Here is an 18,984-nt window from a genome sequence, read left to right as displayed (position 1 = left end):
ACTCTTATTTATCATGTGCAAGTTTACTTAAAGTTTTAATGATATCATCCATCTTATCGCTTATAAGACTCACTTCATCAGATATATTATTTACCTCACTAGCGTTTGAGTTTAGTGCGTCTGAGCTTTCACTGATGGACTGAATAAGAACATTTGTAGTAGCAGATGTTTCAGCTAGAGACCTTTGAGTTCTCTCGGCTAACTTTCTAACTTCATCAGCTACAACTGCAAAGCCTCGTCCATGTTCACCCGCACGTGCCGCTTCTATGGCAGCATTTAAAGCCAGTAAATTTGTCTGTTCCGCTATCTCTGCAATATTTGATAAAATATCTTTAGTCTCATTTGCACTTGAGACTAGGTGTCCTAGATTTTCAACCATCTCATTCTCTTTTTGAGAGACGCTGTGTATTCGATTTACCGCTGAATGTATCATATCTTTAAGTTCTATAATCGTTGTGTTAGTTATGTTGCCAATAGTCTCGTTTAGCTTTGCAGATGTTTGCATGATTTGCGTCTGTTTATCTACATTCTCTTGCTCCATATCTTGGAGTGCTTTACCTAAAAGATTGATATTGTTTAATAAGTCAGCCATTTTAGCCTCAACATCTACCTTACTTCTTGAAGTAAACTCTCCATTTGCATAGTTTTTCAGAGTTGTGATGGCATTATCAAGGTTTTTTTCTGATGCAACAAGCATATTGTTCATACTATTTCTAAGAACATGAACATATGGTGTTTTAGTATCAGCGGCTACCCTACATGAAAAATGCCCTTTTGATACTTTATCAGCTAATAAAACCATCTCCCCAGCCACTCTTGTATCTTCTAGTATAGTATTTTGGTATGTAGTTACGATTTTGTTGAAGTTTTTTTCTCCTTCATCAGTTGTCTCTAAATCTATCTCAACTTTATTTCTTTTAAATTCCATAAGCTCAACTAACTCTAATCTTCTTGCGTTAAGGCTATTTTTTTGAGAATCTTTTTGCATACTAACAGCAACAGTAACTCCAAACAATAAAAGAGCTAAAACTACATGAACGATACTTGAAGTAGTTAGAAAAAGAGACGCTATCAATACTATGAAACCTATAGAAATTATTACTATCTTTTGTTTACTGTTCATATTTTCCCTATCTTAATGTTTTGTAAAGTGCCTCTGCACCCTCTACTTCTTCTTTTGAAGGCTTTCTTCTACACGACATATACATCGTTTTTTTTGTAACCGAGTCAACCATGGGATAGACTGTAGCATAAACCCAATAAAAACCACCATCTCTAGTCCTGTTTTTTATGTAACCACCCCAAACTTCTCCAGCTTTTATTGTATTCCACAAATCTTTAAACGCTGCCTTTGGCATATCTGGATGCCTTACTACATTGTGTGGCTTACCAACTATCTCATCTATAGTGTATCCAGCAATTTTGCAAAAATCGTCATTCGCAAATAGTATAATGCCTTTCTCATCTGTTTGAGAGACCAAAAAATCGTCGTTTTTTAGTATATATTCTCGCATTATTCCTCTTTTTTTATATTTAATTATATCTTTATACTATATCTAAGAAAATCATAAAATATTCTTATGTATTTCAAATCGTTTATCTTGTCTTTTTTTTAGTTTAAATTCTGGATTCAAATTCTAAAGCTTTAGTTAGTTTAAATTCAATTTAGTCATAATATGACAATAACTGAAATTAAGGAGAACATCATGCAAGACCAAAACATTATATTTATTCAAGCCATACTATTTTTATCTCTATTTGGGGTTATGTTTTTCATCTCTTACTTTATTACAAGAAGAGGTGCTAAAAAGTTTGAAGATAAGCACTCGTTAGACGAGAGAAAAGAAGCTGTAAAAAAACGAGAACTTGTTGATACTTTTTTAAATAGTTCTATCGTTAAAATCATAGGAAAAGATGAAACACTTAAAGAACTCTCAAATAAACTCAACAAAGGTGCTATAAATAAGGAAGAGTATAATATTTTAAAAGACACTCTACAAGCTAGTTAAGTATCTTTTATATACTAAAACTCTAAAAAATAGCCCTTTGTGTCCTAATTTATTGTAAATAAAAAATAGTTATATTATAATAAGACCAAATTTATCACAAAATAGTTACTATTTTTGTCTAAAAGGGTTTTATATATGGTTAAGCATAGTATCATCGTTATAGAAGATGATGAGATTACAGCACTAAACCTGAGCTTATCTCTTCAAAAACATGGCTACAAAGTTTTGGCAGTGTGTGATAATGCTGATGATGCAAAACAGAAAATTGAACAATACAATCCGGATATCGCCATCATAGATATCTCTCTTGATGAGAGCAATGATGGTATAGAGCTTGCAAAAATTGTGCGCCAAAAATATAACATCCCTTTTATATATCTAACTTCATATAGCGATGATGAGATAATCTCTCAAGCTAAACTTACAGAGCCTTACGGCTATATCGTAAAACCTTTTGATCCAAACTCACTTCACGCAACTATTCAGATGGCTATCTTTAAATATGAGATGGAAAATGAGAGAAAAAACAATTTAGACTCACTTAAAGTAGACAAGCTAAATCTAGAAAAACTACTCTATGCAAGAAGATCAGCAGACAAACCCATAGTTTGTTTTGGGGAGAACTATCATCTAGACATTAGTATTTGCGAGACTTTTTATAATGACACAAAGATAAAACTAACAAAAAAGGAGAATGCTTTTTTGCGTCTTTTAGTAGCTCAACTAGGCATTGTTGTGAGTTTTGAACAAGCTATGAAATATGTTTGGGATGAAAATGGGGCTACTGAAAATAGTGTTCGTACTCTAGTTTGGAGGCTGAGAAATAAACTTGAGACCGATATTATCAAAAATGCTTCTGGTATAGGCTACTATATAGAAGAATAAACATTAAACAATACTTATCTGCTTAACTCTGTTTTTTATATTTGTAAAAACTGCTTCATAGTCATACTCACTATTTTCTTCTTTTGCCTTTTTCTCCATCTCACTAGCACTTTTTTGGAGTGCTTCTATCCTAAAGTTTCCACTAGAACCTTTTATAGAGTGAGCATTTAGTGCTATTTGTTTATAGTCTCTCTCCTCTATGGCAACTTGAAGTTTTGGCATCTGTTTTTTCATTTTTTTAATAAAAAGAGTAAGAAGCAGCATAAGTTCATCTTCATTTAGCTTCAACTCCTCTTTTAGTTTTATGGCATCAATACCTACTACCCTCTCATGAAATTCACTTGGCATATTAGCCTCTTTAAGTTTATCCTCTTTTAGGTAGAGTTTTAAAACTCTCTCTAGCTCTTTTAAAATAATAGGCTTGCCTAAAAACGAATCAAAACCGCTAAGAAGTCCTCTCTCTTTGGCTCCTTTTATAACATTTGCTGTCAATGCTGAGACTGGAGTATGTTTTAAGCCTCTTTTTTTCTCATAACTAGCTATCTGTTTTACAGCTTCACTTCCATCCATAAGTGGCATCTGTTCATCCATCAGTATCAGATCATAATTATTTTTTTTGTATAACTCTAGTGCTTCGAGTCCATTATTAGCTAAGTCAAAACTTAGAGAGTACTTTTCCAAAAGTATCTTTATAAGCTCCTGATTTGCTTCATTGTCCTCAGCCACTAAGATGTGACCTTTAAACTTTATGTTAGAGTGCTTTTTGTGTGGCATATATGAGTGTGGATTTATAACTTCATCAAAAGCACCTCTTATTTTAGAACAATAGAGTGGAAAACTAATAGAAGTTATGTTGTCATACTTATCATAATCATCATTTGGCTCATTTGCTAAGACTATAAATTTTTTCTCAGAGTCTATCGCCATTTGTATAAACTCTTTATCTACATCCTCTTGAACAAAAAGAGCTATATCAAACTCCTCATCCATGGAGCTTATCTTTTTTGTATCCATCTTAAAAGCATCTGCATATCTCAAAAAGGAGTTCTCTTTATATGCATTTTTACTCTCTTTTGAACAGACTGCTATCTTTAGGGTTCTAAACTCACTAACATCTTCTAAGAGTGGGCACAATTCGCTTTTAGCCTCTACTGGGATTTTTAAAGTGAACTTACTTCCAACTCCATAAATAGACTCAACATCAACACTCCCTTGCATATGTTGTGCTAGCTGATGGCAGATAGAGAGCCCCAAACCTGTCCCAGATGAGGAGTTTTTTAGCTCACAATGCTGTGCTTGAGCAAAGGCTAAAAAGATGTTTTGCACATCTTCTTTTGCTATACCTATCCCACTATCACTTACACTAATGCTTAAAGTACCATTTTTACAAAAAGACTCTACGCTTATATGTCCACCATCTGGGGTAAATTTTATAGCATTACTTAAAAAGTTTGATAAAACCTGTTTCATTCTAAGTGCATCTGCATAGAGCTCTTTTGGGATACGTGGGTCTATAAAAGAGGTGATAGTGATATTTTTCACATTTGCACTTGCAACAAAAAGCTCCATTGTGTGACTTATCTCATCATGTGGTGAAAAGATTTTAGGCTCTATAGTAAACTCTCCACTTCTTAGCTTTGAAAAATCCAAAATATCATTTATGATACAAAGCAGATTTTCACCACTATTTAAGATAATGTCGAGATAGTTTCTATGTATTTTTGAAACATCTTCATCTATGAGAAGATTTACAAAGCCAAGTATCGCATTTAATGGTGTTCTAATCTCATGCGACATATTTGACAAAAAATACTCTTTTGCCTGTGATGCTTTGTCTGCTTTTTGTCTTGCATATATGAGTTTTTCAAAAATAGTATCTGTGTAGTACTTTAAAATACCTCTAAAGTTTTTATCAAAAACAAATGAAATTTCATTTGACATCTCTTTTGAGTCAAGTTTTTCATCATAAGAAAACTCTATCATAGAGCGGCGGAAATGACTACAAATTTCAAAAAGTTCATCCGCACTAATTTCTCTATCTTTTAGATAACTTAAAAGTCCTTGCATGATAGGACAATTTCCAATCTCTAACTCTCCTGCAATAACTCCCATAAAATAATCAAAAACTCCACTAGCATACTCTTTTAAAAAAAAATCTATCTCTATCTTGTGTTGCTCTAAAATCTGCTGTGGGGAGTCATAAGAGAGCCATTGTAGAAGTATCCGTTCTTTAGCATTTACAAATGTCTCTTGTGACTCAACTAAGTTTGGTATCTTCATTTTCATTTCTTTCATTAGTAAAATTTGCTAGTTGAATGCTCTGAATAATTATCAATTGCATCCTGAATCAAACAAAAGAATCGCTTTTTGCTATTTTTACTTGACATGGAATCTAGTTTATAAATTAATCAGAGAACTCAATTTATTACAAAAAATGATATTAACATTATAAGTAATAACTTTACAAGCATTATGACACTTGTACCAATTATATTTCCTATCTGACAACTAGTACAAGAGGTAAATTGCTTTCCTTCGTATTGGGCGTAGAAGAAATAAAATATCAACAGCCCAAAAGCAACATAAAAAATATTAAGCTGATAAGACCATATGCTATCTAATGTGCTCTTGTTAGATACAAACAAAGAGACAATAACCAATAAAGCCATAGCTATCATGATGATATTTATAATCTTTATAAGATAATCTCTTTTAAAGCTTGTCGGACAATTTTCTGAAATTGCGATGTCGCTTCCAAACTCAAGTTTTTTAACAAAAAGCTTCTTTTCTTCTTTTGATAACTTATTTATAAAAGATGAACCAAAGGTATAGTCCACTTTTCTTTGAAGCAAGATAGACTCTTCGCCAGTTGCCTTTAGAGTATGTTGTTTAAGATTTACATCTTCATATATGATGGAAATATTCTTATGTCTCTGTACTTTTGCACTCAAATCAGGGAAATAAGCTGTTCTTTCTACCGTTGTTATTTTATCGCTAGTACTTATTATTCTAGGATTTATTAATTCTAAATACTCATCATCCTCACCAATTTTAAAAAATGAATCTTTTTTTTTAATAACAATAATATTATACATCTCACCTATTTGAAATGCAGCTAGTGCCTCAAGAGAGTTCTCTTTTATAGTATCTTTTAAATCTTGTATAATAGATAATATCTCTTTAGTCACAACTCTTACATCTGTTGAGTATTCTACACTAGGTGGTGTTGGATAAGTAGTAATCTCTCTTACCATTAAACTGCCTTTTTAAGAACTAATGACTTTTTTTAACCACTACTAACATCTTAAGATTTATGACAATAAATCTTATAAACTGATATATAACACAAGTTCTTAAAAACTTCGCCACTGGACCTGGTGTCATTGTAGTAAAGTTATTTCCATATGCTTTGATATTTTTTTCGCTATATTTTGACATTTTCTTATCCTTTAATTTATTTTATAAATTTAAGGGAATTCCTCCCTTTTAATTATCACGATATCGGAAATAATTCCGATATCTACGTCAGCACTTAGTTTGTGTTTTTACCCTACTCTGGAATGAGCGTCCAACCTGGTTTAAGTTGAGCTTTATACATAAAGAGATGGTGTAAGATATGTTTTATCCAGTGACCTGCAAGACCAATCTCACCAAAAGTATAGTCCGTATCACGGCCAGTCCCAGGATACTTGTCAAAATCAGGGACAACAGGGTATATAGTCATAGCAGCTGCGGTACCATCAAAGATTCCTTTACCAGCAGATGCCACACAAGCAGCACCCATCTCAGCCATAGAAGCTCTATGCAATGGAGCATCTTCTCCTTTTAAAATTCTATCACAAATACTGTGAGCAACTGTTTTGCCCATTATACCAGATGGCATACCAGTACGAGGTGGCGTAGGGTTGATAGGAGTTCCACTTGGAGAACTCATCGGTTTTGAAATTGGATGCGGAGGTGCAAAAGCGATACCGCATGCAAATATATTTGTATAAGTTGGATTTTGATAAGTTGCGGGCCAATCACTAGCTTTCCAATTTTCATACGCACCAGCAGAGTAGTTAGCATCAACTTTAATAAATCCATTTGGAGCAAAAAGTTCAGCTGTAATATCTTCGCCATCTTTGCTGTATGCTTTGATTCCAACACCTGCAAATGGTGGAATTAACATTGAGAAGTCAAAAGACTCTTTACCAACAGAGCCATCAAGTAGTTCGTAATCAACGGAACCAGCTTCTACCTTAGAAACATGCGCACCGATAATCCAATCTACATCACGCTCGGCAAATAAAGATTCTGCAAATATCCTTGAACTTACAGCAAAGCCCATAGCTTTCATATGAAGCCCACCAACTCCAAAGTCACCTAAAAAGGACTCATTTGATATCCATTTTATATCTGCCATATCACGCACACCAGCTTTTTTAAGCTCATGCTCTATGTTAAAAATATACTCAAATGCAGCACCCTGGCATGTACACAGACCATGTCCAGTCCCAATCAGAAACTTTTGACGCTCGCCATTTTTCATCTTTTGTATACACTTTTTAAGCTCTTGCGATGCATGAACTGCATGATCAGCCGTACAAACTGAGACTGTATGCTCACCTAAACCATTTTCATCTCCTAAGCCTGGAGTCGCTGCAAAGTTTAGCTTGGGTCCAGTTGCGTTAATGAGATAATCATACTCAACATCTTCAACATCACCCTCTCTTGATTCTAGTGTATACTCTATACTTACAAAAGGTTTATCACTAGAAGAACCTCCTTCTGGATTTATAGAAACTGCTTTTGCTTGTTTATACGTGATACCTGCTTTTGCATAAACACTAGCTAAGTCAAAAGTGACTTCTTCTTTGGACATAAGTCCAACACCAACCCATATATTTGATGGAATCCAATTCCATTTTGCGTTTGGGGTTACCACAACAACCTCGTGGGATGAACCCAGCCATTTTGCTGCAAAAGTTGCGGCAGTATGTCCTGAAACACCTCCGCCTAAAACTACCAATCTTGCCATATAATTTCTCCTTTTATTGTAAAAGTAAAACAATCATATCACAAAATCAACTTACCTTTATAACAAATAATTATTATATAAATAAATTATATATCTATTTAGAGCTTTATTTTAGGTACTTTCAAGCTTCTGAAAATTTTATTAAAACTAAATTTTAAGGATTTTGCTAATAATTTCATAAGTGTTCTTTGAAAGAGAGTGTGTAGAAATTACACATTCCAACTCTTTTTTTATCAAATTTTTGTTATTTTGATTTAATCTATTATATATTTTAAACGCAGATGCTAGTCCCGATGCCATCTGTGCATTTATCTTATCTATCTCTATGATTTTATCTGCTACAAAAGCATATCCTGATCCATCAGCAGCGTGGAAATATTTGTAATTTTTTGCAAAGACTCCAACAAGAGAGCGAACTAGATTTGGAACTCTTTTATCATAAACTTCATCATCTTGTGACGCTATAACGCGAAGCAACACTCCCTCTCTTTGTGAGGCTGCTATGATGGAGAAGTACTTGTTCATAACTAAAGTATCATCTTTGTATCTTTCATAAAAATCGTCTAAGGCAAGACCTCCCTCATGGCTTGTGATGTTTTCTAACACATCAAGAGCTACGACTCTATCAGTCATGGTAAGGGATTCTTGGTACTGTTTATATGCTAAGTCTATAACCTCTCTACTCTCTAAGCTTGAGAGTAGTCTCAAAGCTCTATTTTTCAAGGCTCTCTCTCCAACACTCACTGTATCTAACTCTTTGTTTTTTGGTTTATGATGGAGTCTATAAATATCAAGAAGCTTCTCTTTGAACTCTGTGGCTATCTCACGCTCTAGTCTCTCTTTAGCTTTATAGATAGGAGTAAAATCAACCACTTTTTGTCTTTGCATCAAGCTTGAGATAGATGGAAGTTCAAGTAGAAGTGCTTTGTATGAAAGCTCTACATCTAAATCTAAAACATATCCAAAAGAGTTTAAAAACTCCGCATCAAGCTCTGCACTCTCCATGAGTTTCTCTGTAGTCTCTAGGGCAAAAGATTGTGCTGATTCATACTTTACAAAGCTATCTTTGTCGTGTTTCATTAAAAATGCGTACTCATTTTTCTCTTGTTTTATAATGATGGGTGCACTAAAGCCACGGTTTATAGAGAGATAAGGCTTTGCCTCTAGCCCCTCAAAGACAAAACTCTCCTCTTCTTTTGAGACTACAAGCATCTCCTCTTTAATCTCCTTGCCATCAGAGCCAATAAGTCCTACTTTTAGTGGAAAATAAAAAGGTTCTTGTTTAATCTCATCAACCTTGTTTGGTACAACCTGCTTCAAATCAAGTGTGTAAACTCCATCACAAAATGAGTCTTTAACTTCTAAGATTGGCGTGCCTGATTGATGATACCATCTCTTAAACTGCGTAAAATCAACTCTTTTTTCTTTATCAACCTCGCTCATAGCCCATAAAAAGTCACCAGTTCTTACAGCTCTTCCATCAAAGGTCTTAAAGTATAGGTCCATCGCCTCTCTAAACCTGCTCTCTCCTAAAAGAGTGTGCAACATTCTTATAACTTCTGCACCTTTTTCATAGACTGTTGAAGTGTAGAAGTTGTTTATAGAGATGTATGAGTCGGGTTGGATGGGATGTGCCATAGGAGAGGCATCTTCTACAAACTGTCTCTCTCTTAAACCCTTCACATCTTCGATGCGCTGGACCTCTTGTGAGTTTAAATCTGCTGAGAAACACTGGTCGCGAAAGACTGTAAGTCCCTCTTTTAGAGTTAGCTCAAACCAGTCACAACAAGTGATGCGGTTTCCCGTCCAGTTATGAAAATACTCATGAGCTATAACACTTTGTATCCCCATAAAGTCAGCATCTGTAGCCTTATCCTCATCTGCTAAGACGTAGTGAGAGTTAAAGATATTTAAGCCCTTGTTCTCCATAGCTCCCATGTTAAAACTATCTACTGCTACGATGTTATAAACATCTAAATCATACTCTCTACCATACTTTTGTTCATCCCAAATCATTGCATCTTTAAGTGACTTCATCGCAAAAAAACACTTCGACTCGGCTCCTTTGTCGCAGTAAATATTTAGCTCTACTTTTGTTTGTGAAGCTGTTATAAACTCATCGCTTATAACTCCTAAATCGCCTGCAACTATGGCAAAAAGATATGATGGTTTTGGATGTGGGTCAAACCAAGTAACCTCATGTCTGCCATCTGCTAAGTCATGAGAGCTTTGCTTGTTTCCATTACCTAAAAGTACGGGATATCTCTCTTTGTCTGCCACGATCGTTGTAGTAAAGACGCTCATAATATCTGGACGGTCAAGATATGGAGTTATTCTTCTAAAACCCTCTGGCTCATTTTGTGTACAAAAGATAGAACCTGATTTGTAAAGACCTTCTAGCTCAGTATTGTTTTGTGGATAGAGCTTGTTTTTTATCTTTAGTGAAAATGAGTTTGGAACATTATAAACAGTGAAACTCTCCTCTTGTATATCGTAGCGAGTATCGTTTAATTTCAAGTCATTTAGATAGACTTCAAGAAGTTCCAACTCTTGAGAATCAAGCTTTATGTGCTTTTCTTGAGCATCTAACTTATTTATCTCCATAGTGTTTGTAACAATCACAAACTCTTCAAAAAGCTCGAAGTAGAGCTCACAACTCTCTACTTCAAACCCACACTTTTTATAGTCTTTTAAACAAATAACACTCATATCACTCATTGCTTTTCTCTTTTTATTTTTAGAGTAATAATAGCATAAGAGTTTTAGATGTAAATGAGTCTTAAAGTTTTGTGTTGCTCATGGAGTCTCGAACTTCTAATAATTGTGCTGAAATACTAATGGCTATCTCTTCTGGTGTGTTGTTTCCTATATCTAATCCAACCGGAGAGTATATTTTTGAAATATCTTCTTGAGAAACTCCACTCTCTTTAAGTCTATGCTTCATACTTTTAGCCTTAGAGGAACTTCCTATAACCCCAAGATAAGGAATGTCTTGGCTACTCTTTAGTAACTTTTGTGCTATAGAAAAATCTAAATCATGAGAGTGTGTCATGATAAGGCAAAAACAATCTTGTGGTAAAAGATGTTCAAATGAGCCTGTCATAATATTTTTTGATTTAGGAAGTTTTTTAAGCCACTCTTTGCGTAAATCTAAAGAGTATATATGACAATCAAGAGTTTTGAGTATACGAATAAGCTTTTGAGCAATATGCCCTGCCCCAAAAATAGCAATATTCCATTTTTTAACTCTAGAAATTTCAAAAAATATTGTCATTTCACCGCCACACACCATGTCCAAATCTTTAGTTAAGCAAAAATGCTTTAAATGACTTGTTGCATTCCTATCTTCTAAAAGTGATAGTGCATAGTGCAGAGACTCTTTTTCAATTTTTCCCCCACCGATGGTTCCATAGAGTGGAGTATCTATACACTCTTGTGTCACTAACATTTTTGCACCAATCTCTTGAGGAACACTTCGCTGTGCATCTACGATAGTGACCAAGACATAACTAGTATCACGCCCTAGTTTTTTAATTTTTTTATATAGATTCATTACCTGAGGGATTCCAGTTTCATTAAAATATTCTCAGCTGTAGCTGGAATTTTTATATTGCCCTTAAATCCCTTTGATGAGAGTGCATGACGAATGGCTGAGAAGATAGACAGACCAAGAATAAATGGTGGTTCAGCTACGGTTTTTGAACCTCTTATATTGTCTACTTCATAAGGGTTATCAAGAAAATTGATTATAAAATCTGATGGAATATCTTGAATATTAGGAATTTTATAAGTTGTAGGAGAGTGTGAAAGCAGAGCCCCTTTATCAGAATAAACGAGATTTTCATTTGTTACCCAACCCATACACTGAACAAAAGCACCTGCGATTTGACCTCTATCTATACCTTCATTTATAGAGCGTCCTAAATCCATTAGTATCTCAACTCTATCAACGCTTGTTTTTCCGCTAAAGCGGTCTATTGTAACCTCGCTAACAGCCGCACAGTTTGTATAGTAGGCAAAAGGTTTTCCCTCTCCTTTTTTAACATCAAAACTGAGATTTGGGGTTTTATAAAAAGCATAATCTCCCATCGATATTCTATTTTTATATGCAATATCTAAAAGCTCTCTAAGAGCCATTTTTTGATTTGTTTCTCTGTTTATTACAACTCCATTTTCGATATATATGTGACTTGTCTCAATGGCTTCACTCACACTATATTCAAAGTGAGCATCATGCCCCTCATTTAAAAATAGTTGAGCTGCCAAGTTTAAAAGGCGATTTTTTATCTTCATTGCAGCTAAATTTGCCGCCATTGCATTTAGATCAGTTCCACTTGAAGCGGCTGTTGGCGAGGTATTGTGATTTTTCTCTGTGGAGGTAATCATTACCTTACACATAGAAACATCTACGCCTAGAGTCTGTGCAACAACTTGTGCTATTTTAGTGTTAACACCTTGCCCCATCTCTGTTGCACCTGTTGAGATTTGAACACTTGCATCTGGAAATATATTTACTAGAGCATTGGCTTGGTTTAAAAATCTCGAAGTAAAAGATATACCAAATTTCACGGGAGTAAGTCCAATACCTTTGATAGTAGTTTTAGACTCTCTGTTAAAGGCCTCAATGGCCTCTCGTCTTTGTTTGTAGTTACTTGAGTTTACAAGTTTTTCTACTATTTGAGGCAGGGTGTTTTGTGTAATCTTTTGACCATAAGGTGCAGTATTGTTTCTATCAATGGCATATAGATTTCTCTCTCTTACACTCAAAGGATCCATCTTAAGATGGTAAGCGATATCATCAAAAACCTGCTCAACTAAAGCTATCCCTTGAGGAGCACCAAAGCCACGAAAGGCAGTATGAGGATGATGGTTTGTTCTGCAAGCTACTCCGCTAATACTCCAGTTTTTTACATAGTATGCATTATCACTATGTAGGATTGCTCTTTGAACTACAGATGGAGAGATGTCTGTGTATGCACCACCATCAGCAAACAACTTTGTCTCAAGCCCTAGCACTATGCCCTCTGCATTAAAACCAACCCTATAAAAGCCTTTAAAAGGGTGTCGCTTACCTGTTACAATCATATCATCCACTTTACTAAGGATAATCCGAGCAGGACGCTTTAGTTTAAAAGCAACAAAGGCAGCCATAACAGCAAAAGGAACAGATTGTGTCTCTTTTCCACCAAAAGCACCTCCCATTCTCTTGACTTTAGAAGTTACTTGTCTGAGTTTTAAACCTAGGCATTTTGCAACGATATACTGAACCTCTGTTGGGTTTTGTGATGAACTAAGAATATCAATTTCATCATTATCAACAGGGTAAGCAATAGCCGCTTGTGATTCAAGATAAAAATGTTCTTGAGCTTTATTTTCATACTCTCCACTAAGTCTTAATGGCGCACTCTTATAAGCACTCTCAAAATCTCCACGCTTTATCACTTGCACATCACCAAAGTAATCTTTTTCTTCTATTGCCTCATCAAGGTTTAGCACTGAGGGGAGTTCTTCAAAAGTTATAAGTGTCAATTTCCTCACGCTCTCTAAGGCTTCTACAGTCGTAGCGGCTATAATTGCAATAGGTTCCCCAACATAGTGCGTAATCGCCTCTGCCAAGATAGGTTGATCAGCATCGATATTTCCCCAGAGATTTCCACTAAGATCTCTATAATCCCAAATGCCTAAAACACCCTCTATCTCTTTTGCATCTCTATAGTCACGCTCTAATATTTTAGCTTTAGCGTAAGGCGAAGCGATATAAGAGACATAGACTTCATTTTTCATCATAACTCTATCTTCTATAAACTCCGTTGTGCCATCTAGATGTCCTTTGGCATTGTCATGATTCACACTACTCATTAAAGACCTCCTAAATCATAGTAGAGACGGCTTAAAAGATTGCGTGCTACTGATTTGCGAAACTCTGCACTTGCTCTAACATCTGTTAGTGGTTTTATGGAGTCTGAAATATCTTTTCCTATCATCTCAAAAGTCTCTAAAGTAAAGCTACAATCAAGATACTTTTTTTCTATCTCTTCTAGGCGAAGTACAGTCTCTGCTACACCACCATAAGCGATGCGAAGGTGTTCTATAAGGCTTGATTTATCTATCTTAATATAAAAAGCCGCGCTAAGAGTTGCGATATCAAGATGGGTTCTATTTGCTACTTTATAGAGTTTTAAAACAGTTCCATCTTTTGGTTTAGGAATTTTTACAGCAGTGATGATTTCATCACTTAAGAGATCAAAATCTTTATAAGCCTTGTAAAATTTATCTATAGGAAGCTCTCTAGTTCCTCTAATGCTTGAAATAACCAAGATAGCTTCAATGCTAACAAGAAAAGGCAGAGTATCTCCAATAGGTGAGCCATTTGCAATATTACCAACAAGAGTAGCTCTGTTTTTGATTTGAGGCGAAGCAAATTCATCTAAAAATTTTGAAAATTCAGGATAAAACTCTTCTAAACCTTTTTGTACATCTGTGAGTGTCTTGTTTGAGCCTATATTTATATAATCATCCTGGGCATTTAAAGTGTTTAGCGAAGCGATTTTCCCAATAAAGATAAACTCTTGCTCTTTGGAGATGCCTTTATTCATCAAGACACCTAGGTCTGTTGCTGATGCAATTAGTTTGGCTTGTGGAAATTTTTTACGATAGCTATATAGTTCTTCTAAACTTGTCACGATTACAACTGTTCTCGCGTTAAAATTTAAACATAGAGATTCTTGTGCTAAAGCACTAAGCTCTGCAATATGCTTTGGTGTGAGGAAAAAATCTTTTACAGATTTATACTTTGAAGTATCTACACAAAGAGCGGATTTTATAATATCAACATAACCTGTACAACGGCATAAATTACCAGTAGTATAGTCTTTAATCATCTGCTCATCAACCTTTTTGTTATGTTCAAAAAGGTCTGCTAGGGACATTACAAACCCTGGTGAGCAGAAACCACATTGAGCAGCATTTCCATGAGCTAAAGCTTTAGATATTGTGTTAGAACCCTCTTGAAGCAGAGAGAGACCTTCAATAGTCACAATATGCTTTGCATCATTTGTAAAGATTGGGCTTATACATGAGTTTATAGAGTAAAAATCATCAGTAGAGTGATTAGAGATTAGCACTGTACAAGCACCACAATCACCCTCAGCACAGACTACTTTTGTTCCTGTTTTTCCTGCACACTCCCTTATATATCGTGATAAGGGCCAATATACCTTTTCGCCGCTAACTAGATGTTTTTCACCATTTAGATAAAAAATAATCTCATTTCGCATCATTGTCCCTTATATTAGATACTATAGATATATAGATACAAATATCGCCTTCGTGATCTATCTTAAGATTGTTCATCATTTTTCTATTTGTAAATAGTAAAGCTCTTCATAATAGGGAGTTTTTAACGCTTCTTTTATATAAGCTGTACTATCTTTTATCTTTGGTAGCATCTCTATAAGCAACTGTTTTAATACAGGAAGATAATCTATGATGATTTCCCACACCATAGACTCATCAACACCACGGTAATTGTGTGATATTTTATCTCTCATTGCAGATATGTTTTTCCAATTTAATTTATTTGAACTTTTCAGTTTGTCATCAATCTTTTTATTTTCTTCGCCTATTGCTATGAGCAAGTTGACTGTAGCATTAAAGTTTAGTTTCTTATTTGCAAAGTAAAATGTCTCTTCATCTTTAAACCCTGATGAATATATAAAAATTTTCTCTATAGCTTCAAGTATAGTCAGTACATACAAGGTGTTTTTACTATCAAACATAGATGAAATCCTTTTGAGAATGGAGCTTGATAAGTGGGTTGAATTTTTTATAATTTATTAGATCAACCTTAGTTTGAAATATAGTTTCAAGTTCATTTTCAAGTTTTAAATAGTTTTCAAAATTTAATCTTGAGTTTTCATTTTCTATATATGCTATATCTATATCACTTTTATCTGTATTTGTTTGGGATGCAACAGAACCAAAGAGTATAAAGTTTTTTATGTTGTAAGGTAGTTTTTTATTTTTAAGTACTTCTGCAATTTTTGTTGTTGTGTACATTTTCTACCCCTTTTATAAATTTTGTATTTACGATTCTACTCTAATTCCTCTTTATTTTGTGTAAAGATGTCTCTATACCCCTAAGAGTGAATCTCAGGGGTGTATCTAAAAAAAATATAGTGCTTAATCCAATGAACATAATTTTTTTCAGTAGAATAACTATAGTGTTTAAGGCGAATTTTCTCACGAACAATATCTAGTAATTTCTTTTTAGCTTCCATAGCTGACTCCATAATTTAAGCTCATTTATGTTCTTTTAACGGATATACAATAAATAATACTTATATATGTTCCAATAAGAGCAATTATATTTTTAAAAGGACATTTTTTCTTTAAGGATATTACTTAAGGTTGCCTTCACTATAATGGGTATGAATAAATAGTTAGTAAAAAAAAGATATAGGGAATGTAATTGCAAGATCATACGTGTATTTATTGTAATCAAGAAAAAAATACAGATGAATTTTCTCTTGAACATATTTTTCCTGATAGTTTAGGGGGCGCGTTTGCAAATAATATTTTCAAGACTAGACTAGTATGCCAAAGATGTAATAGTTTATCTGGACTATATGTTGATAGTTCTTTTGTAAAAAACTTTTTTTCTACTACATTACCTGCTTTTTCAGATTATCTAGGATATTACGACTTTGAAAAAAAACCAATAATACCTTTTAGCTATATGGGTTTTGTTGAGTATATAAAGCATCCGAATTATAAATATTGTGAAAAGTGGCTTTGGTGTGGTGGCAGTATGATTTACCATTTTCACAATAACTCTACAGAGAGTTTTCAAACAATTGCAGGTGGAGATCCTCGAAAAAGAAAAGGGAAAAATGCAGGAGAGGTATATTTAGTTGGTTTGACAGATAATCCATTTTGGATAGAACTACTTTTAAATTCTTTTATTAAGCAATTTAAAAAATCAAAAAAAATTTCTGTTAATTATATACTTCCAAATCAATCATCAGAAAGTCTATCAAATGAACAACAAAACATAAAAAAAGAACTTTTTACTATTCATCAATCTAAAGATATACAAAAACATACTATGCCAATAAATATTGACTTCAATGTTAGGTTTCAAGCAAAATTATCTCTTGGATTAGGATATTCTTTATTTGGAAAGCAATTTTCTACATCTAATGAAGCAAATTTTTACAGAGATATTTTTTGGAATAAAGATCATAAAAAACTAATAGAATTACAACCAAAAATGATGTCATTTTTTTCCAAAGGAAAGAATGACCTTGAAAAATTTATGAAGTTTTTGAACTTCAAAGGTTGTCATGGATTATTTTTTATTCCAGTAAGTAATACATTGGTTTTTTATGGCAATTTGTATGGAGAAAATCAATATCCAATTCTAACAGTCATTACAAACGAACTTGATAAATATGAACATGAATTAATTAAAAAGTATCCTTATGGCTGGGGATATATTTTAGTTCCGCAAAGAGAACTATTTATAGGTGAAATTGAAATTCCAAATATTTTAGCATTCAATACTGGTGATAAAAGTTTTTTGCCTGAGTTAATAGAATTGGAAAGTTTGTATCAAGACCAAAGTGAATTGCCTCCATTTAATCTTGAGAAGAAAGACTAACAAATCAGTGAGACTGTGAAATAATCAAACCCCACAACACATAATTTTCTAATTTCAACTTAATTTAGGCAATTTTTTTGCCTAAATTCTACCATAAAAATAATTGCAACGATTTTAGCCATATAAAGCCTAAAACTAGCGATATGGAATGTCCCCTATAAACTAGACAATTACCAATCCAGTAAAAACCTATTTATTTAAAGACTTTAAATTATACCTTTTTTCAAACTCATTAGGCGAAATATAATCCAGATAACTATGTCTTCTTTTTGAATTGTAGAACATCTCTATATATTCAAATATCTTTGAGGCTGCTATATCTCTTGTTAAAAATATCTGTTTTCTGACTAGCTCTTTTTTTAGAGTTTTAAAGAAGCTTTCTGCGACAGCATTATCATAGCAATTGCCTCGTCTACTCATACTAAGAGTAATATTATATTTTACAGCAAATCTTTTGTACTCATAAGAGCTGTACTGGCTTCCTTGATCAGAGTGAAGAATAACTTCGTCAGTTTTTTTAAGTCTTGTGGTTGCCATTTTAAGTGCTGAAATTATCAATGGTGTTGTTTGACGATGCCCCGTTGCCCAGCCAATAATCTTACGACTATATAAATCTAATACTGTTGCTAAGAATATCCATCCCTCTTTCGTTCTGATATATGTAATATCGCTAACCCAAGTATCATTTGGCTTACTAGATATGAAGCACTGATGTAGGTGATTTGGATGCGCTTTATGAACTTGACCAGGCTTAGAGTAAGGCTTGCGCTTATAAGTGCCTACTCCATAGAGTTTCGCTTCGCGCATCAGTCTAGCAACTCTTTTTTTATTGACATGGAGTCCAAGCTCTTTTAAATCCTTGTGTATATTTCTATGTCCATATACACCACTAGACGCTTTAAACGCATCTTTTATGTGCAGTAGTAATTCTTGATTTTCAAGCTCTCTGTTTGAAATGGGCTGATTTAACCATTGATAGTATCCGCTTCGGTGTACTTGCATAACTTTACACAGTCTACCAACTGTATAAAGTTGACTATGCTCTTGAATAAAAGCATATTTTAGTTTGTGTGGCTTGCAAAGTACACCGCGGCCTTTTTTAGGATATCCCTCTCTTCGGTAACTCGCTTAAGTTCTTTCTGGAGCTTCTTAATCTCCGCTTGTGATGCATCAGAAACCTTGTGTTTTTCAATTGCTTCTGGAGACTCTAAGCGTTTTATCCAACCTCTGAGTGAATCAGGATGAACTCCTAATCTCTCAGCTGTATCGTTAATGTCAAGCGCAATCCAAAAATGTACCAAAACGCAGTGCAAAAATGCACCACTTCGTAACACTTATTATTTAACTGAAATATCTAATAATCCAGCTTCCCTTTTTTGCTTTAATCTATAGCTTTCACCAGTCACATT

18 protein-coding genes are annotated in these 18,984 nt (G+C 34.1%); 3 read left to right on the top strand and 15 right to left on the bottom strand.

Features of this window, described 5'->3' with window-relative positions:
* Positions 1 to 4 precede the first annotated feature (4 nt).
* Complete coding sequence (locus M947_RS18670; protein WP_021287640.1) at positions 5 to 1,123, bottom strand: methyl-accepting chemotaxis protein; 1,119 nt, start codon at positions 1,121 to 1,123, stop codon at positions 5 to 7.
* Between the two features lie 7 nt (positions 1,124 to 1,130).
* Positions 1,131 to 1,514 carry a PAS domain-containing protein gene (locus M947_RS18665; RefSeq protein WP_021287639.1) on the bottom strand — a complete coding sequence of 128 codons (384 nt, stop codon included), beginning with the start codon at positions 1,512 to 1,514 and terminating at the stop codon, positions 1,131 to 1,133.
* A 192-nt stretch (positions 1,515 to 1,706) separates the two neighbouring features.
* Between M947_RS18665 and M947_RS18660 the strand changes: the two genes are divergently transcribed.
* Positions 1,707 to 2,009, top strand: coding sequence for a flagellar biosynthesis protein FlhA (locus M947_RS18660; protein ID WP_021287638.1), 303 nt, complete (start codon positions 1,707 to 1,709; stop codon positions 2,007 to 2,009).
* A 135-nt stretch (positions 2,010 to 2,144) separates the two neighbouring features.
* Positions 2,145 to 2,894: a response regulator transcription factor gene (locus M947_RS18655; protein ID WP_021287637.1), complete on the top strand. Its 750-nt coding sequence runs from the start codon at positions 2,145 to 2,147 to the stop codon at positions 2,892 to 2,894.
* Positions 2,895 to 2,897: 3 nt separating this feature from the next.
* On the opposite strand, the gene M947_RS18650 is transcribed toward M947_RS18655, so the two are convergent.
* The 11 genes from M947_RS18650 to M947_RS23375 form a co-directional block, all read right to left on the bottom strand.
* Complete coding sequence (locus M947_RS18650; RefSeq protein ID WP_021287636.1) at positions 2,898 to 5,174, bottom strand: ATP-binding protein; 2,277 nt, start codon at positions 5,172 to 5,174, stop codon at positions 2,898 to 2,900.
* A gap of 137 nt (positions 5,175 to 5,311) precedes the next feature.
* The gene (locus M947_RS18645) at positions 5,312 to 6,148 is read right to left on the bottom strand and encodes a peptide deformylase (RefSeq protein ID WP_021287635.1); all 837 of its coding nucleotides are present in this window, start codon (positions 6,146 to 6,148) and stop codon (positions 5,312 to 5,314) included.
* Positions 6,149 to 6,167: 19 nt separating this feature from the next.
* Positions 6,168 to 6,332 (bottom strand): hypothetical protein, encoded by a 165-nt coding sequence (locus M947_RS23625; protein ID WP_021287634.1) that lies wholly within the window; start codon positions 6,330 to 6,332, stop codon positions 6,168 to 6,170.
* A 112-nt stretch (positions 6,333 to 6,444) separates the two neighbouring features.
* Entirely contained in the window at positions 6,445 to 7,914 is a 1,470-nt protein-coding gene (locus M947_RS18640) for an NAD(P)/FAD-dependent oxidoreductase (RefSeq protein ID WP_021287633.1), read from the bottom strand.
* 147 nt (positions 7,915 to 8,061) lie between these two features.
* Positions 8,062 to 10,632, bottom strand: a complete 2,571-nt coding sequence (gene pepN, locus M947_RS18635; protein ID WP_021287632.1) for an aminopeptidase N — start codon at positions 10,630 to 10,632, stop codon at positions 8,062 to 8,064.
* Positions 10,633 to 10,693: 61 nt separating this feature from the next.
* Positions 10,694 to 11,467, bottom strand: coding sequence for a xanthine dehydrogenase accessory protein XdhC (gene xdhC, locus M947_RS18630; protein WP_021287631.1), 774 nt, complete (start codon positions 11,465 to 11,467; stop codon positions 10,694 to 10,696).
* Complete coding sequence (locus M947_RS18625) at positions 11,467 to 13,773, bottom strand: xanthine dehydrogenase molybdopterin binding subunit (RefSeq protein WP_021287630.1); 2,307 nt, start codon at positions 13,771 to 13,773, stop codon at positions 11,467 to 11,469. Before M947_RS18625 ends, xdhC begins: the two co-directional genes overlap by 1 nt.
* A complete protein-coding gene (locus M947_RS18620) occupies positions 13,773 to 15,191 on the bottom strand; it encodes an FAD binding domain-containing protein (RefSeq protein WP_021287629.1) in 1,419 nt (472 codons plus the stop codon). Before M947_RS18620 ends, M947_RS18625 begins: the two co-directional genes overlap by 1 nt.
* Before the next feature lie 75 nt (positions 15,192 to 15,266).
* A complete protein-coding gene (locus M947_RS0111985; protein ID WP_021287628.1) occupies positions 15,267 to 15,692 on the bottom strand; it encodes a HepT-like ribonuclease domain-containing protein in 426 nt (141 codons plus the stop codon).
* The gene (locus tag M947_RS18615; protein ID WP_021287627.1) at positions 15,685 to 15,972 is read right to left on the bottom strand and encodes a nucleotidyltransferase family protein; all 288 of its coding nucleotides are present in this window, start codon (positions 15,970 to 15,972) and stop codon (positions 15,685 to 15,687) included. The genes M947_RS0111985 and M947_RS18615 overlap by 8 nt, the downstream gene beginning before the upstream one ends.
* Positions 15,973 to 16,052: 80 nt before the next feature.
* The gene (locus tag M947_RS23375) at positions 16,053 to 16,193 is read right to left on the bottom strand and encodes a phage integrase N-terminal SAM-like domain-containing protein (RefSeq protein ID WP_245541256.1); all 141 of its coding nucleotides are present in this window, start codon (positions 16,191 to 16,193) and stop codon (positions 16,053 to 16,055) included.
* Between the two features lie 191 nt (positions 16,194 to 16,384).
* Between M947_RS23375 and M947_RS18610 the strand changes: the two genes are divergently transcribed.
* The gene (locus tag M947_RS18610; RefSeq protein ID WP_021287625.1) at positions 16,385 to 17,575 is read left to right on the top strand and encodes an HNH endonuclease; all 1,191 of its coding nucleotides are present in this window, start codon (positions 16,385 to 16,387) and stop codon (positions 17,573 to 17,575) included.
* Between the two features lie 189 nt (positions 17,576 to 17,764).
* Here M947_RS18610 and M947_RS18605 read toward each other — a convergent pair whose 3' ends face one another.
* Complete coding sequence (locus M947_RS18605) at positions 17,765 to 18,625, bottom strand: IS3 family transposase (protein ID WP_071779286.1); 861 nt, start codon at positions 18,623 to 18,625, stop codon at positions 17,765 to 17,767.
* Positions 18,626 to 18,636: 11 nt separating this feature from the next.
* Positions 18,637 to 18,876, bottom strand: coding sequence for a transposase (locus M947_RS18600; protein ID WP_162139350.1), 240 nt, complete (start codon positions 18,874 to 18,876; stop codon positions 18,637 to 18,639).
* Between the last annotated feature and the right edge of the window lie 108 nt (positions 18,877 to 18,984).

The organism is Sulfurimonas hongkongensis (assembly GCF_000445475.1).
Lineage (GTDB): Bacteria > Campylobacterota > Campylobacteria > Campylobacterales > Sulfurimonadaceae > Sulfurimonas > Sulfurimonas hongkongensis.
Note: the sequence above shows the minus strand (reverse complement) of the source record. Positions and strands in the feature narration are given on the sequence as shown.